We start from the raw sequence: 15,266 nt of genomic DNA on the forward strand, positions 1-15,266 counted from the left end.
TTTCTCTCAACGAGTCTGTGGGCCGATGAACCGGCTCTTGGCTTCAACATGGACGCTGTCGTCATCGGCATCCTTGAGGATGAAGGTCACCTCATTGGTGCTGGACGGCAATTGTTCCGGTGCACTGGATAACTCTACCGGCTGGCTGTAGATGTCGCCGGCCGCGACCTTGATTTCCCGTTTACCCTGCAGCTTCAGATCAGGCAGACCGGTGGCTTCGAGCACGTAGGTATGGTCACGCTGGTCCTTGTTCATGATCTTCAGGCTGTAGACGTTCTCGATCCGGCCTTCGGCGTTCTCGCGGTACAGCACGCGGTCCTTGCTGACATCGAAACCCACCAGCGAGCGCATGAAGAACGCGGTCACCAACAGGCTGATCATGGCCAGCAGTACCAGGGCATAACCGATCAGGCGCGGACGCAGTTTATGGGTTTTCTGCCCCGAGAGGTTGTGTTCCGTGGTGTAGCTGATCAGGCCGCGGGGATAATCCATCTTGTCCATGATGTTGTCGCAGGCATCGATGCAGGCTGCGCAGCCGATGCATTCGATCTGCAGGCCGTCGCGGATGTCGATCCCGGTAGGGCAGACCTGGACGCACATGGTGCAATCGATGCAGTCCCCCAGGCCCAACGCCTTATAGTCGATGCCTTTCTTGCGCGGGCCACGGGCTTCGCCGCGACGCGGGTCGTAGGAGACGATCAGGGTGTCCTTGTCGAACATTACGCTCTGGAAGCGAGCGTACGGGCACATGTAGATACACACTTGCTCACGTAGCCAGCCGGCATTGCCGTAGGTGGCCAAGGTGAAGAAGCCGACCCAGAAATACGACCAGCCGTCGGCCTGGCCGGTGAAAAACTCGAAGACCAGCTCGCGGATGGGGGTGAAATAACCGACGAAGGTCATGCCGGTGACAAAACCGATGAGCAGCCACAGGCTGTGCTTGGCGAACTTGCGCAGGAACTTGTTGGCGCTCATGGACGTTTTGTCGAGCTTGATGCGCTGGTTGCGATCGCCTTCGGTGACCTTTTCGCACCACATGAAAATCCACGTCCATACGCTTTGTGGGCAGGTATAGCCGCACCAGACCCGACCGGCATAGACGGTAATGAAAAACAGGCCGAAGGCCGCGATGATCAGCAGCCCCGAGAGCAGGATGAAGTCCTGGGGCCAGAAGGTCGCGCCAAAAATAAAGAATTTGCGCTCCGGCAGGTTCCACCAGACGGCCTGATGACCGCCCCAGTTCAGCCAGACTGTACCGAAATACAGCAGGAACAGAACCGCCCCGCCGACCATGCGCAGGTTGCGAAACAGGCCAGTGAAGGCGCGGGTGTAGATTTTTTCCCGAGAGGCATAGAGGTCGACGCTTTTGTTGGCGTCCTTGGCAGGCGGGGTAACGTCATGTACCGGAATCTGGTTGCTCATCAATTGCATCCCACGGCAGTGGAAAAATGCCGAGGCCAGTACGTGCCGACCACGGTCAGAAAGGGTGTTGCAATGGCGCAATGATACGCCTGTCGCTCTGGCTCAAGCGTGCGACCTTTGGTCGCGTTGGGCGTTGGCGCCGAATGGTGTAGCGGATGTAACAACTCATGACGCAGATCAATTGACTATAGCCAGCATGCCGTTTTGAAAACAAGCGGGTGGCCCGGGTCTCATATGCTGCAATCAAATTGCGCTGGGATCAGGTCTCTTCACGTTATAGGGTCGGCTTACGGATGAACGCCTGTCTCGGCCTTCGCTGCGATCGGTCATCCGTTCAATGTTTTTACCCACTGACAAGGAAGCCAAGATGAGTGAGCAGGAAATTGTAAAAACCGATACCACGGCTGCGGACCGAGACCCGATTCCGCAGAATGAAGCCCCTGTCGAGACCACTCGGTTGAACAGGCGTGCCCGATCTGTCGATGACGAGAGTGCTGCCGACAGGAAGCGAGGCCATGGCGGGCTCGATAGCCTGGGCAGGGGAAACATCCTGTGATGTGTCGCTGACGCGGGCGGCACTGACACAGTGCGCTGTTACAGACACAGATAAAAAAGGCCCCGTCAACATTGTTGGCGGGGCCTTCGTGTATCAGCTACTTGCCTTACTGAGCGTCAGCGGCCGGAGCCTTTTCGCCGTGGGACAGGCTGTAGACATAGGCAGCCAGCAGGTGGACCTTGTCGTTGCCCTGCAGATCGGCCTGGGCCGGCATCTGGCCTTGGCGACCGTAGCGGATGGTCTGCTGCAACTGAGCGAAGCTCGAACCGTAGATGAAACCGGCCGGATGCGTCAGGTCGGGTGCGCCCATGGCGGGCGTGCCTTTGCCGGCGGGTCCGTGGCAGGCCACGCAGTTGGCTGCGAACAGCTTCTGCCCGTTGGCCGGATCGGCCTTGGCGCCTTCCGGCAGTTTGCGGCTGTGCAGGCTGGTTACCAAATAGGCAGCCACGTCGGCGACGCCTTGTTCGCCAACCACGGCAGCCCAGCCCGGCATGACAGCATGACGACCGCCCATGATGGTGGTCTTGATGGTCTCCGGCTCGCCACCCCAGCGCCAGTCGGCGTCGGTCAGGTTAGGGAAGCCGTAGGCGCCCTTGGCGTCGGAACCGTGGCAGACCGAGCAGTTGGAGGCAAACAGGCGGCCACCCATCTTCAGGGCCTGCGGGTCCTTGGCGACTTCTTCAATCGGCATGGAGGCAAACTTGGCGAAGATCGGACCGAATTTGGCATCCGAGCGGGCCATTTCCTTTTCCCATTCGTGCACGCCGGTCCAGCCGGTCTGGCCGTTGGCGAAGGGGGTCTGCTTTTCGGTGTCCAGGTAGTTATAGCCTGGCAGCAGGCCTTTCCAGTTGCCCAGGCCAGGGTAGAGCACCAGGTAACCAAGGGCGAACACGATGGTGCCGATGAACAGCATGAACCACCATTTCGGCAGCGGGTTGTCGTACTCCTCGATGCCGTCGAAGGAGTGGCCAACCGTTTCCTCGGTGGCTTCGCTGCGCTGGCCCTTGCGGGTCGACAGCAGCAGCCAGGTCAGGGCGAAGATCGTTCCCAGGCTGAGGACTGTGACGTACAGACTCCAGAACGTAGTCATTCTTTGTTACTCCTAGAAGCTTGCTCGACGTGCTTGATGGCTTCGGGATCATCCGCGAACGGCAGCAAGGTCGCGTCTTCGAACTCCGACTTGCGCTTGGGGCTGAACACCCACAGGGCCAGGCCGATAAAGGCCACCATCACGACGACGGTGCCCAGGCCACGAATCATCCCGATATCCATCCAGATCACCGTTTGCTTTTGATGATGGTGCCCAGGCCTTGCAGATAGGCCACCAGCGCGTCCATTTCAGTCTTGCCTTTCACGGCATCCCTTGCGCCGGCGATGTCTTCGTCGGTGTAGGGCACGCCGAGGGCACGCAGGACTTCCATTTTCTTGGCGGTGTCTTTGCCGTCGAGCTTGTTTTCTACGAGGAACGGATAGGCCGGCATCTTCGATTCAGGCACTACGTTGCGCGGGTTGTACAAGTGCGCACGCTGCCAGTCATCGGAGTAGCGACCACCGACGCGGGCCAGGTCCGGACCGGTGCGCTTGGAGCCCCACAGGAACGGGTGGTCCCAGACGCTTTCACCGGCAACGGAATAGTGACCGTAGCGTTCGGTTTCAGCACGGAACGGACGGATCATCTGCGAGTGGCAGCCGACACAACCGTTGGCGATGTAGACGTCACGGCCTTCCAGTTCAAGGGCGGTGCGCGGCTTCATGCCTTCGACCGGCTTGTTGGTGACATCCTGGAAGAACAGCGGAACGATCTGGGTCAGGCCGCCAATGCTGACGGCGATGACCATGAAGAAGGCCAGCAGGCCGATATTCTTCTCTACTGCTTCGTGCTTCATCAGTGAGCTCCAACTACGGCGATCTTGGCGGCGGCTTCTGCTTCAACCGGGTCAGAGGCACGAACGGTGCGATACACGTTGTAGGCCATCAGCAGCATGCCGCTGGCGAAGAACGCGCCGCCCAGGGCACGGACGATGAAACCGGGGTGGCTGGCTTGCAGTGCTTCGACGAACGAATAGGTCAGGGTGCCGTCGTCGTTGATGGCGCGCCACATCAGGCCCTGGGTGATGCCGTTGACCCACATCGAGGCGATGTAGAGCACGGTACCGATGGTGGCGAGCCAGAAGTGCGCGTTGATCAGGCCGGTGCTGTGCATCTGCGCACGACCGAACAGTTTCGGGATCATGTGGTAGATGGCGCCGATGGAGATCATCGCGACCCAGCCGAGCGCACCGGCGTGTACGTGGCCAATGGTCCAGTCGGTGTAGTGGCTCAGGGAGTTGACGGTCTTGATCGCCATCATCGGGCCTTCGAAGGTCGACATGCCGTAGAACGCCAGGGATACCACCAGGAAGCGCAGGATCGGATCGGTGCGCAGCTTATGCCAGGCGCCCGAGAGGGTCATCATGCCGTTGATCATGCCGCCCCAGCTTGGCGCCAGCAGGATGATCGACATTGCCATGCCCAGGGATTGCGCCCAGTCCGGCAGCGCGGTGTAGTGCAGGTGGTGCGGACCGGCCCAGATGTACAGGGTGATCAACGCCCAGAAGTGCACGATGGACAGGCGGTAGGAATAGATCGGACGCTCGGCCTGTTTTGGCACGAAGTAGTACATCATCCCCAGGAAGCCGGTGGTCAGGAAGAAGCCCACGGCGTTGTGGCCGTACCACCACTGGATCATCGCGTCGGTCGCGCCCGAGTAGGCCGAGTAGGACTTGAAGAAGCTGACCGGCAGCGACGCGTGGTTGACGATGTGCAGCATGGCGGTCACGACGATGAATGCACCGTAGAACCAGTTGCCGACGTAGATGTGCTTGGTCTTGCGCTTGACGATGGTACCGAAGAACACCAGACCGTAGGTCACCCAGACAATGGCGAGCAGGATAGCCAGCGGCCATTCCAGTTCCGCGTATTCCTTGGTGGTGGTGAAGCCCATTGGCAAGGTCACGATCGCGCCGATGATCACCGCTTGCCAACCCCAGAAGGTGAAGGCGGCGAGGCTGTCGGAAATCAGTCGCGTCTGGCAGGTTCGCTGCACGACGTAGTAGGAGGTGGCAAACAACGCACAACCACCGAAGGCGAAGATCACCAGGTTGGTGTGCAGCGGGCGCAGGCGTCCAAATGTCGTCCATGGCAGATCGAAGTTCAACTCCGGCCAGACCAGTTGCGAGGCGATGAAGACACCGAGCCCCATGCCAAGGATCCCCCAGACCACCGTCATGATGGCGAACTGGCGGACTACCTTATAGTTATAAGCAGTCGGACTGATTGCTGTGCTCATTCTAAGGTTCCACGGTTTGGGTATTTTATTAGGATAAAAATCGGCCGCAAGTATGGAGAAAGCGGGGGGTCATTGCAACGCGCCATGACCTGCGTCAATGCTTTCCAACGCTGATTCTGCGGCCTTTCCATGCGCCGCGTAGGGACAAAAATCGCCCCCGGTAAATTGTCGCGCCAAATGTACGAGGCGAGGGGGGCGGGTCGGTTGTAACGGGGTGTGTTCAAACGCTGCGTTCGAGTGATGCCCAGGCTTCCTCGCAACAGTCAGTATCTGCCTGACTTCACGGGATTTTTGTCGAACGAGCGGCAAACACATCGGGTCGGCTCGACCAGGTCCCGGCAGTCGCCCAGATGCTTTGGGGCAAGCTTAGACGCGATTGCAGCGAACCGAAAGGAAGACCTTGGAAGGGTGCGACAATGCGTCGCGCAATGACATGGATCAGCCGCATCCGGATGAATGCGACTGATCAAGTGGACAGGATTTATTCGCCTTCGCCTTCGCCTTCGCCTTCGCGTTCAGCTTGCAGGCGCTCGGTACCGCGCGCCGTGGGAAAGGCTGTAGACGTAGGCGGCGAGCAGCTGCACCTTGTCGTTGCCGAGCAGTTCGTTCTGCGCCGGCATATGCCCCTGGCGGCCATGGCGGATGGTCTGCTGCAACTGGGCCAGGCTGGTGCCGTAGATGAACCCGGCCGGTTGCGTCAGGTTCGGCGCGCCCATGGCTTCGGTGCCCTGGCCGTTGGCGCCGTGGCAAGCCACGCAAGTGGTGTTGAAGGCTTGCTGGCCGGCTTGCAGGTCGGCACCGCTGTCGGCCGGTAGAGGCAGGCCAGCCAGGTCGTGGCGTACATAGGCGGCGACGTTCCTGACCCCGGCGTCACCCAGCACTTCGCCCCAGGCCGGCATCGCCGCCATGCGACCGCCCAGGATGGTTGCCTTGATGGCCTCGGCATTGCCGCCCCAGCGCCAGTTGCTGTCGGCCAGGTTCGGAAAGCCGAAGGCGCCCTTGGCGTCCGAGCCATGGCAGACCGAGCAGTTGGAGGCGAACAGGCGGCCCCCCATCTTCAGCGCTTGCGGGTCCTTGGCGACCTCCTCCAGCGGCATTGCGGCGAATTTGGCGAAGATCGGCCCGAACCTGGCGTCGGCCCTGGCCATTTCCCTTTCCCATTCGTGGGCGCCGGTCCAGCCATTTTCGTAGCCGGGCAGAATGCCTTTCCAGTTGCCCAGGCCGGGATACAGGATCAGGTAGCCGACGGAGAACACCAGGGTGCCGGCAAACAGCAGGAACCACCATTGCGGCAAGGGGTTGTCGTACTCCTCGATGCCGTCGAAGCTGTGGCCCATGGTCTGGTCGACGCTGCCCTTGGTCTCGCCCTTGCGGGTGCCGATCAGCAGCCACGTCAGGCCGATGAGGCTGCCGAGGGTCAGTACGCAGATCCACGTACTCCAGAAAGTGCTCATGACCGGGTACTCCTTGGTGCGGGGTCTTGGGGGGTAGCGTCAGCGGGCGGCTCGTCGGCGAACGGCAGCAGGCGCGCCTGGGCGAATTCCGGGCCGCGCTTGCTGCTGAATACCCACAGGGTCAGGCCGATGAAGGCCACGAACACCACGACCGTGCCCAGGCCGCGAATCATTCCAGTGCTCATTTCAAGGAACATGGCGCTTACCTCTTGCTCTTGATGGCAGTGCCGAGCACTTGCAGGTAGGCCACCAGTGCGTCCATCTCGGTCTTGCCCTTCAGCGATGCCACGCTGCCAGCGATGTCATCGTCGGTATACGGCACGCCAAGGGTGCGCATGGCGCGCAGCTTGCCTTCGGTGTGGCTGCTGTCGACCGCCTGGGTCACCAACCACGGGTAGGCCGGCATTTTCGACTCGGGGACGACGTTGCGCGGGTTGTACAAGTGGGCGCGATGCCAGTCATCGGAGTAACGCGCGCCGACCCGGGCCAGGTCCGGCCCGGTGCGCTTGGAGCCCCACAGGAAGGGGTGATCCCAGACGCTCTCGCCAGCGACGGAGTAATGCCCGTAGCGTTCGGTTTCGGCGCGGAACGGACGGATCATCTGCGAGTGGCAGCCGACGCAGCCTTCGCGGATATAGATATCGCGGCCTTCGAGCTGCAGGGCGGTGTAGGGCTTCATGCCGTCCACGGGTTTGTTGGTCACGTCCTGGAAGAACAGCGGCACGATCTGGGTCAGGCCGCCGATACTCACGGCCAGGACCATCAGCAGCATCAGCAGGCCGACGTTTTTTTCGATTGTTTCGTGTTTCATGGCGGACTCCTCAAGCCATCTGCGCGGCAGCGGCGGCTTCGGCAGGCTGGTAGGCCCGCACGGTGCGCCAGGTGTTGTAGGCCATCAGCAGCATGCCAGCGAGGAAGATCGCCCCGCCCGCCAGCCGCACGATGAAGCCGGGATGGCTGGCCACCAGGGTTTCGACGAAGGAGTAGGTGAGCGTGCCGTCCTCGTTCACCGCTCGCCACATCAGGCCCTGGGCGATGCCGTTGACCCACATCGAGGCGATGTACAGCACGGTACCGATGGTCGCGAGCCAGAAGTGCGCATTGATCAGGCCGATGCTGTGCATCTGCGCCCGGCCGAAGACTTTCGGGATCATGTGGTACAGCGCACCGATGGAAATCATCGCCACCCAGCCGAGCGCGCCGGCATGAACGTGGCCGATGGTCCAGTCGGTGTAGTGGGAGAGGGCGTTGACGGTCTTGATCGCCATCATCGGGCCTTCGAAGGTCGACATGCCGTAGAACGCGAGGGATACCACGAGAAAGCGCAGGATCGGGTCGCTGCGCAACTTATGCCAGGCCCCCGAGAGGGTCATCATGCCGTTGATCATGCCGCCCCAGCTGGGCGCCAGCAGGATCAGCGACATCACCATGCCCAACGACTGCGCCCAGTCCGGCAGCGCGGTGTAGTGCAGGTGGTGCGGGCCGGCCCAGATGTACAGGGTAATCAGCGCCCAGAAGTGCACGATGGACAGCCGATAGGAATACACCGGGCGCTCGGCCTGTTTTGGCACGAAGTAATACATCATCCCGAGGAAACCGGCGGTGAGGAAAAAGCCCACGGCGTTGTGCCCGTACCACCACTGCACCATCGCGTCCGTGGCCCCGGCATACACCGAGTAGGACTTGGTGAGGCTCACCGGCAGTTCCAGGTTGTTGACGATGTGCAGGAGCGCCACGGTCAGGATGAACCCGCCGAAAAACCAGTTGCCGACGTAGATGTGTTTGGTGTTGCGTTTGGCCACGGTGCCAAAAAAAACGATGGCGTAGGCGACCCAGACAATGGTGATGAGGATGTCGATCGGCCATTCGAGCTCGGCGTATTCCTTGGAACTGGTGTAGCCCAGTGGCAGGCTGATGGCCGCCAGCAGGATGACCAGCTGCCAGCCCCAGAAGCAGAACGCGGCGAGTTTCGGCGCAAACAGCTGGGTCTGGCAGGTACGTTGCACCGAGTAGAACGAACTGGCGAACAGGGCGCAGCCGCCGAAGGCGAAGATTACCGCGTTGGTGTGCAGCGGGCGCAAGCGACCGAAGCTGGTCCAGGGCAAATCGAAGTTGAGTTGTGGCCAGACCAATTGGGCCGCGAGAAAAACCCCGAGGCCCATGCCGACGATGCCCCACACCACCGTCATAATGGCGAATTGGCGGACCACCTTGTAGTTGTAGGCGGTACTGATAGAAGTGTTCATGGTTCCCCATCCACGGTTCAGCCGAAGTGCGCCTGCGCAGGGCAGTGCAGCGATCTTCGCCTGGAGTTATAGGCAGACTGAAAGCGAGGCAAGCATGGACAAACAGCACAAGGCCAGTATTGACGGGGATCAATGGGCGCGATGTGTGACCGAGCGCGGCTGGTTGTGGACAGCGGCGAAATCAGGTGCGGGTGCCGATTCGCCGACGCTGATCCTGGCCCATGGCGCCGGTGCGCCAATGGACAGCGGCTTCATGAACGAAATGGCCACGCGCCTTGCCGCACAGGGTGTCAATGTGCTGCGCTTCGAGTTTCCCTACATGGCCCAACGGCGCGTGGATGGGGGCAAGCGGCCACCCAACCCGGCGCCTAAGCTGCTGGAATACTGGCGTGAGGTCTACGCCACGGTGCGACCCTATGTCGCTGGGCGGCTGGCGATTGGCGGAAAATCCATGGGCGGGCGCATGGCAAGCCTTGTAGCCGATGAGCTGGGTGCCGATGCGCTGGTATGCCTCGGGTATCCCTTCTATGCCGTGGGCAAGCCGGAGAAACCGCGGGTCGAGCATTTGGCGGCGTTGGAAACCCGGGCGTTGATTGTCCAGGGCGAGCGGGACGCGTTGGGTAATCGCGAGGCGGTGCAGGGCTATACCTTGTCACCGAGCATTGAGGTGTTGTGGTTGGTAGCGGGGGATCATGATCTGAAGCCGCTGAAGGCTTCGGGATTCAGTCATGAAGAGCATTTGGAGGCGGCGGCGCTCAAGGTAGCCGAGTTTCTCCGATAGGGTCTTGACAGCCTGTCCCGGCCTCATCGCGAGCAAGCTCGCTCCCACATTGGAACCCGGTTGAATGAACCACGGTGAACCCCTGTGGGAGCGAGCTTGCTCGCGATAGCGGCCTGCCAGACGACAAAGAACCCGGAAGCTTTCGCTGTCCGGGTTTTCAGTTTGCCAACTGAAATCAGCGGTTGAACCGTTCCACCAACGAATACTGGGTATTGGCCGTTCGAGTCAGTTCTTCGCTGAGCAGCGCCGAGCTGTGGGCCTGTCCCGAGGTCTGGTCGGCCAGTTCCGAGATGTTGCTGATATTGCGGCTGATCTCCTCGGCCACCGAACTCTGCTCCTCGGTGGCAGCCGCGATCTGGGTGGTCATATCGGTGATGTGGGCCACGGCTTCGCTGATCCCGACCAGCGCCTGGTCCGCTTCCATGACCCGCGCCACGCCTTCTTCGGCCTGGCGATGGCCAGCGTCCATGGTCTGTACGGCGTTGTTGGCGGTCTGTTGAAGCTTGGCGATCAGGGCATGGATCTGCCCGGTGGATTCGCTGGTACGCTGGGCCAGTTGCCGCACTTCGTCGGCCACTACGGCAAAGCCGCGGCCCATTTCACCGGCGCGGGCCGCTTCGATGGCGGCGTTGAGCGCCAGTAGGTTGGTCTGGTCGGCAATGCCCTTGATCACGTCGACCACACCACCGATTTCGTCGCTGTCCTTGGCCAGTTGGGTCACGGTCTGCCCGGTCTCGCCCACTACCACCGACAGGCGTTCGATGGCTTCACGGGTTTCCCCGGCAATGTCACGACCGCGACCGGTCAGGCGATTGGCTTCCTGGGTGGCATCGGCGGTGCGCTGCACGTGGCTGGCAACTTCCTGCGTAGTCGCGGCCATCTGGTTGACGGCGGTGGCCACCTGTTCGGTTTCCACCCGCTGGCGCTCAAGGCCTGTGGAACTGTCATGGGCCAGGGAATTGGACTGCCGCGCTTGCGCGTTGAGATGTTCGGCGGTGTCCTGCAGGCGGGTCAGGCAGGTTTTAAGACGCGCTTCCTGACTGAGAATCGACATCTCCAGGCGTGCCTGGACACCACGGCTGTCGGTATACATCCGCGCGATCAACGGATCGGAGGTGGTCTGCTCGGCCAGGCGCAGCAGGCGCTTGATCCCGCGTTGCTGCCACTGCAGGCCCATCAACCCCAACGGCACCGACAGCAGGGCAGCCAGGGCGAAGCCCCAGGAAGAATTGAGGAACGCGCCAACGACGAAGCTCAACTGGCTGACCAGGATGAAGGGCAGCCAGTCCTGCAGGATCGGCAGCCATTTGTCGCTGCCGGGTACCGCGGCCTTGCCCTGGTTGATGCGTTGATAGAGCGCCTCGGCGCGGGAGATCTGCTCGGCGCTGGGTTTGACCCGTACCGATTCATAGCCGACCACCTGATTGCCTTCGAATACCGGCGTGACGTAGGCATTGACCCAGTAATGGTCACCGTTCTGGCAGCGGTTCTTGACGATGCCCATCCATGGCAAGCCTTGTTTCAGCGTGTCCCACATGTGGGCGAACACGGCCGACGGAACGTCGGGATGGCGTACCAGGTTGTGCGGCGCATGGATCAGCTCTTCCTTCGAGAACCCACTGATTTCAACGAACGCGTCGTTGCAGTAGGTGATCACACCCTTGGTATTGGTGGTGGAAATCAATCTCTGCTGGGCCGGGAAGGTCCTTTCGCGTTGTGTAATAGGTTGGTTGTTACGCATGGTGGTGTAGTCCGCAAGGCTTTGAAAGGTTGTCGGCACCGTCAGCTTTTTGTTGAAAAAATTCTGCCCGGCGGCGTCACGCCAGCATCGGGTAGGTAAACAGGGCGAAATGCAGCAGGTTGAGGCCGAAATGCGTGGCAATCGCCGCGCCCAGGCCGCCAAACCGATAGGCGAGGCCATAACCGATCCCGGCCAGCCCCGACAGCAACACCCACTGCCAACCAGCCCCGGCATGCACCAGGCCGAACAGCAGCGAGGCCAGCAGCAATGCGAGGTTGTCGCCATGCCGCAGATGTTCGAAGCGTCGGCTCAGGCCGCCCTGGATGTAGCCACGAAACAGTGCTTCCTCCACCAAGGTCACCAACAAAAGATTGTTGAGCAACCAGATCCAGGCCTGGTCCGGCCATTTCGGTGCCCAATGGATCATGCCCAGCAACATGGCCCCGCCCAAGGCCATTATCGCGCTTAGCGCAAGCCCCAGCGCCGTGCCGTAGACAGCGCCACGAAACGAGCGGCGGCCAACGATCCAGGGGCACGCCAGCAACAGCCAGAAACCGATCAGGGGTTTGTCCTGGTTCAGATACATCGCAAACCGCACGGCGTCATCGCTGAAGCGTTGCGCCGCGATCGCCCGGCCGTTGAAGAACCCCGGCATCCAGTGCAATGCCAGCGCGACCGCCAGGACGATGAACAGGCAATGCCCGAGAAACTGCCCGACCGGCGTCTGCCGCTGTCGAACCGCGTACCCGGCAAACAGCAGCAGCGCGACCGAGATAATGGCCGTCCAGGCCAGATGGCCGTACGCAAGGGCCAGGCCATAACCGATCGAGAGAAGGGCCAGGTACGGCCAGGGTAGGGCGAGCATGTTAGGTCCTTTGATGCGGAAACATTCGAGGCTGTCGGGGCCGGCGGGATTATAGGCAGACCCAAACGAAAACACCGCCCTCAAGAGGCGGTGTTTTCGTAGGACGCTTCTTTTTTTATCCTGCAATTAATTGCCGCAGGACAAAATGCAGGATCCCGCCAGCCTTGAAATATTCCACTTCGTTCAAGGTGTCGATCCGGCACAACACTTCAATCCGCTCCTGGCTGCCGTCCTCGCGGGTGATGACCACGGGCAGGTTCATGCGCGGCGTCAGCTCGGCATCCGTCAGACCGAGGATGTCCACGGTCTCCCTGCCGGTGAGGTTCAGGCTCTTGCGATTCTGGTCGAGCTTGAATTGCAGCGGCAGCACGCCCATGCCCACCAGGTTGGAGCGGTGGATGCGCTCGAAGCTTTCGGCAATCACGGCTTTTACGCCCAGCAGGTTGGTACCCTTGGCCGCCCAGTCCCGGCTCGAACCAGTGCCATATTCCTGTCCGGCAATGACTACCAGGGGCGTGCCGGTGGCCTGATACAACATGGCTGCATCGTAGATCGACATTCTTTCGCCGTTGGGGATATAGATCGTATTGCCGCCTTCTTCGCCGCCGAGCATCTCGTTGCGGATACGGATGTTGGCGAAGGTGCCGCGCATCATCACCTGGTGATTGCCCCGTCGCGAGCCATAGGAGTTGAAGTCCCGCGGTTCCACGCCTTGTTCGCGCAAGTAACGGCCGGCTGGACTGTCTGTCTTGATATTGCCGGCTGGCGAGATATGGTCGGTGGTCACCGAGTCTCCGAGCAGCGCAAGGACGCGCGCGCCCTCGACATTCCTGACCACCGGTGGCGGCCCGCCGATATCGTCGAAGAATGGTGGATGCTGGATGTAGGTCGAGTCGTCCTGCCAGACATAAGTAGCCGCCTGCGGCACTTCAATCGCTTGCCATTGTTCATCCCCGGCGAACACGGCGGCGTATTCCTTGTGGAACATGCTGGTGTCGACCTGGGCCACGGCGGCGGCTACTTCCTTGCTGCTCGGCCAGATGTCGCGCAGGTAGACCGGATTGCCGTCCCGGTCGTTGCCCAGCGGTTCGCTGCTGATATCGATGCGCACGGTGCCGGCCAAGGCGTAGGCGACCACCAATGGCGGCGAGGCCAACCAGTTGGTTTTCACCAGCGGATGCACCCGGCCCTCGAAGTTGCGGTTACCCGACAGCACCGAAGCCACGGTCAGGTCGGCTTTCTGGATAGCTTTTTCGATGGGGTCGGGCAGAGGGCCGGAGTTGCCGATACAGGTCGTGCAGCCGTAGCCCACCAGGTCGAAGCCGAGTTTGTCGAGGTACTCGGTCAAGCCCGCGGCATTGTAGTAGTCGGTCACGACCTTGGAGCCAGGCGCCAGGGAGCTTTTGACCCAGGGCTTGCGTGTCAGGCCTTTTTCCACGGCTTTTTTTGCCACCAGCCCGGCGGCCATCATCACGCTGGGGTTGGAGGTGTTGGTGCAAGAGGTGATGGCGGCAATCACCACCGCGCCGTTTTTCAGGCGATGGGTCTGGCCATCGAATTCGTACTCGGCTTCCCCTACCTGATCGGCATTGCCTACCGCAACGCCCCCGCCGCCTTCGCTTTCCAGGCGGCCCTCGTCCTTGCTGGTGGGTTTGATCTGCAGGCCGAGGAAATCACTGAAGGCCTGACCGACATTCGGCAGCGAGACCCGGTCCTGGGGACGCTTGGGGCCAGCGAGACTGGCCTCGACGCTGCCCATGTCCAGTTCCAGCGTGTCGGTGAACACCGGTTCCTGGCCAGGCAGGCGCCACAGACCCTGGGCCTTGCAATAGGCTTCCACCAGTTTCACGGTTTCCGCGGGGCGCCCGGACAGGCGCAAGTAATCCAGCGTTACATCGTCCACCGGGAAGAAACCGCACGTGGCGCCGTATTCCGGAGCCATGTTGGCGATGGTGGCGCGGTCGGCCAGGGGCAGGTCGGCGAGACCGTCACCATAGAACTCGACGAATTTGCCCACCACACCCTTCTTGCGCAGCATCTGCGTGACGGTCAGCACCAGGTCGGTCGCGGTGATGCCTTCGCGCAGCTTGCCGGTGAGCTTGAAGCCGACAACCTCGGGTATCAGCATCGATACCGGTTGGCCGAGCATCGCCGCTTCCGCTTCGATCCCGCCGACGCCCCAGCCGAGCACGCCGAGGCCATTGATCATGGTGGTGTGAGAGTCGGTACCCACCAGTGTGTCGGGGAAGGCGTAGGTGCGGCCGTCTTCCTCTTTGGTCCAGACGGTGCGACCGAGGTATTCCAGGTTCACCTGGTGGCAGATGCCGGTGCCCGGTGGCACCACGCTGAAGTTGTCGAAGGCACTCTGGCCCCAGCGCAGGAAGGCATAACGTTCGCCGTTGCGTTGCATTTCGATGTCGACGTTCTGCTCGAAGGCCTGGCGGCTGGCGAACTTGTCCACCATCACCGAGTGGTCGATCACCAGGTCGACCGGTGACAACGGGTTGATTCGCTGGGGATCGCCTCCGGCCTTTTCCACGGCGGCGCGCATGGCGGCCAGGTCGACCACGGCGGGCACGCCGGTAAAGTCCTGCATCAGCACCCGTGCCGGGCGATACTGGATTTCGCGGTCGGAGCGGCGCTCCTTGAGCCAACCGGCCAGGGCCTTGAGGTCGGCGCCGGTGACGGTTTTTTCATCTTCCCAGCGCAGCAGGTTTTCCAGCAGCACCTTGAGGGACATCGGCAGTTTATCCAGGTCACCGAGGCTTCGCGCGGCGTCCGGCAGGCTGAAATAGTGATAAGTCCTGGCGTCGACTTGCAATGTTTTAAGGGTTTTCAGGCTATCGAGGGACGGCATTGAAATCACTCCTTTG

At 61.3% G+C, this 15,266-nt stretch carries 12 protein-coding genes and 1 pseudogene; 1 reads left to right on the top strand and 12 read right to left on the bottom strand.

The features are described from left to right. Nucleotides 1–6: 6 nt before the first annotated feature. The 9 genes and pseudogenes from ccoG to ccoN (PSH78_RS09350) all read right to left on the bottom strand — a co-directional run bounded on the left by ccoG (nt 7) and on the right by ccoN (PSH78_RS09350) (nt 9,006). Nucleotides 7–1,422, bottom strand: coding sequence for a cytochrome c oxidase accessory protein CcoG (gene ccoG / locus PSH78_RS09310; protein ID WP_305499956.1), 1,416 nt, complete (start codon nt 1,420–1,422; stop codon nt 7–9). A 662-nt stretch (nt 1,423–2,084) separates the two neighbouring features. Then, entirely contained in the window at nt 2,085–3,068 is a 984-nt protein-coding gene (gene ccoP, locus PSH78_RS09315; protein ID WP_305499957.1) for a cytochrome-c oxidase, cbb3-type subunit III, read from the bottom strand. Further along, entirely contained in the window at nt 3,065–3,250 is a 186-nt protein-coding gene (locus PSH78_RS09320; RefSeq protein ID WP_003175465.1) for a CcoQ/FixQ family Cbb3-type cytochrome c oxidase assembly chaperone, read from the bottom strand. Before PSH78_RS09320 ends, ccoP (PSH78_RS09315) begins: the two co-directional genes overlap by 4 nt. Before the next feature lie 5 nt (nt 3,251–3,255). Continuing rightward, complete coding sequence (ccoO, locus tag PSH78_RS09325; RefSeq protein WP_305499959.1) at nt 3,256–3,864, bottom strand: cytochrome-c oxidase, cbb3-type subunit II; 609 nt, start codon at nt 3,862–3,864, stop codon at nt 3,256–3,258. Continuing rightward, nucleotides 3,864–5,306, bottom strand: coding sequence for a cytochrome-c oxidase, cbb3-type subunit I (gene ccoN / locus PSH78_RS09330; RefSeq protein WP_186609844.1), 1,443 nt, complete (start codon nt 5,304–5,306; stop codon nt 3,864–3,866). The genes ccoO (PSH78_RS09325) and ccoN (PSH78_RS09330) overlap by 1 nt, the downstream gene beginning before the upstream one ends. A 481-nt stretch (nt 5,307–5,787) precedes the next feature. Beyond that, nucleotides 5,788–6,760, bottom strand: a pseudogene (ccoP, locus tag PSH78_RS09335) (cytochrome-c oxidase, cbb3-type subunit III). Further along, a complete protein-coding gene (locus PSH78_RS09340) occupies nt 6,757–6,957 on the bottom strand; it encodes a CcoQ/FixQ family Cbb3-type cytochrome c oxidase assembly chaperone (protein WP_305499961.1) in 201 nt (66 codons plus the stop codon). The pseudogene ccoP (PSH78_RS09335) and the gene PSH78_RS09340 overlap by 4 nt, the downstream one beginning before the upstream one ends. Nucleotides 6,958–6,962: 5 nt before the next feature. Next, on the bottom strand, nt 6,963–7,571 hold the full coding sequence (gene ccoO / locus PSH78_RS09345; protein ID WP_003183469.1) for a cytochrome-c oxidase, cbb3-type subunit II: 609 nt from the start codon (nt 7,569–7,571) through the stop codon (nt 6,963–6,965). Between the two features lie 10 nt (nt 7,572–7,581). Further along, nucleotides 7,582–9,006, bottom strand: coding sequence for a cytochrome-c oxidase, cbb3-type subunit I (gene ccoN, locus PSH78_RS09350; protein WP_305499963.1), 1,425 nt, complete (start codon nt 9,004–9,006; stop codon nt 7,582–7,584). 94 nt (nt 9,007–9,100) lie between these two features. Here ccoN (PSH78_RS09350) and PSH78_RS09355 point away from each other — a divergent pair, with 94 nt between their 5' ends. Beyond that, on the top strand, nt 9,101–9,787 hold the full coding sequence (locus PSH78_RS09355; protein ID WP_305499965.1) for an alpha/beta family hydrolase: 687 nt from the start codon (nt 9,101–9,103) through the stop codon (nt 9,785–9,787). A gap of 175 nt (nt 9,788–9,962) precedes the next feature. On the opposite strand, the gene PSH78_RS09360 is transcribed toward PSH78_RS09355, so the two are convergent. From PSH78_RS09360 to acnA, 3 genes are all read right to left on the bottom strand, one after another. Further along, nucleotides 9,963–11,528, bottom strand: a complete 1,566-nt coding sequence (locus tag PSH78_RS09360; protein ID WP_305499967.1) for a methyl-accepting chemotaxis protein — start codon at nt 11,526–11,528, stop codon at nt 9,963–9,965. Nucleotides 11,529–11,604: 76 nt separating this feature from the next. Next, nucleotides 11,605–12,393: a CPBP family intramembrane glutamic endopeptidase gene (locus tag PSH78_RS09365; RefSeq protein ID WP_305499968.1), complete on the bottom strand. Its 789-nt coding sequence runs from the start codon at nt 12,391–12,393 to the stop codon at nt 11,605–11,607. Between the two features lie 115 nt (nt 12,394–12,508). Next, complete coding sequence (gene acnA / locus PSH78_RS09370; RefSeq protein ID WP_305499970.1) at nt 12,509–15,250, bottom strand: aconitate hydratase AcnA; 2,742 nt, start codon at nt 15,248–15,250, stop codon at nt 12,509–12,511. Nucleotides 15,251–15,266 lie beyond the last annotated feature (16 nt).

The organism is Pseudomonas sp. FP198, assembly GCF_030687895.1.
Taxonomy (GTDB): domain Bacteria; phylum Pseudomonadota; class Gammaproteobacteria; order Pseudomonadales; family Pseudomonadaceae; genus Aquipseudomonas.

What these genes read in the sequence shown, in the direction of transcription:
- ccoP (WP_305499957.1), bottom strand. Translation starts at nt 3,068, where the DNA reads ATGACTACGTTCTGGAGTCTGTACGTCACAGTCCTCAGCCTGGGAACG.
- ccoN (WP_305499963.1), bottom strand. Translation starts at nt 9,006, where the DNA reads ATGAACACTTCTATCAGTACCGCCTACAACTACAAGGTGGTCCGCCAA.
- PSH78_RS09360 (WP_305499967.1), bottom strand. Translation starts at nt 11,528, where the DNA reads ATGCGTAACAACCAACCTATTACACAACGCGAAAGGACCTTCCCGGCC.
- ccoO (WP_305499959.1), bottom strand. Translation starts at nt 3,864, where the DNA reads ATGAAGCACGAAGCAGTAGAGAAGAATATCGGCCTGCTGGCCTTCTTC.
- ccoN (WP_186609844.1), bottom strand. Translation starts at nt 5,306, where the DNA reads ATGAGCACAGCAATCAGTCCGACTGCTTATAACTATAAGGTAGTCCGC.
- ccoG (WP_305499956.1), bottom strand. Translation starts at nt 1,422, where the DNA reads ATGAGCAACCAGATTCCGGTACATGACGTTACCCCGCCTGCCAAGGAC.
- PSH78_RS09365 (WP_305499968.1), bottom strand. Translation starts at nt 12,393, where the DNA reads ATGCTCGCCCTACCCTGGCCGTACCTGGCCCTTCTCTCGATCGGTTAT.
- PSH78_RS09320 (WP_003175465.1), bottom strand. Translation starts at nt 3,250, where the DNA reads ATGGATATCGGGATGATTCGTGGCCTGGGCACCGTCGTCGTGATGGTG.
- PSH78_RS09340 (WP_305499961.1), bottom strand. Translation starts at nt 6,957, where the DNA reads ATGTTCCTTGAAATGAGCACTGGAATGATTCGCGGCCTGGGCACGGTC.
- PSH78_RS09355 (WP_305499965.1), top strand. Translation starts at nt 9,101, where the DNA reads ATGGACAAACAGCACAAGGCCAGTATTGACGGGGATCAATGGGCGCGA.
- acnA (WP_305499970.1), bottom strand. Translation starts at nt 15,250, where the DNA reads ATGCCGTCCCTCGATAGCCTGAAAACCCTTAAAACATTGCAAGTCGAC.
- ccoO (WP_003183469.1), bottom strand. Translation starts at nt 7,571, where the DNA reads ATGAAACACGAAACAATCGAAAAAAACGTCGGCCTGCTGATGCTGCTG.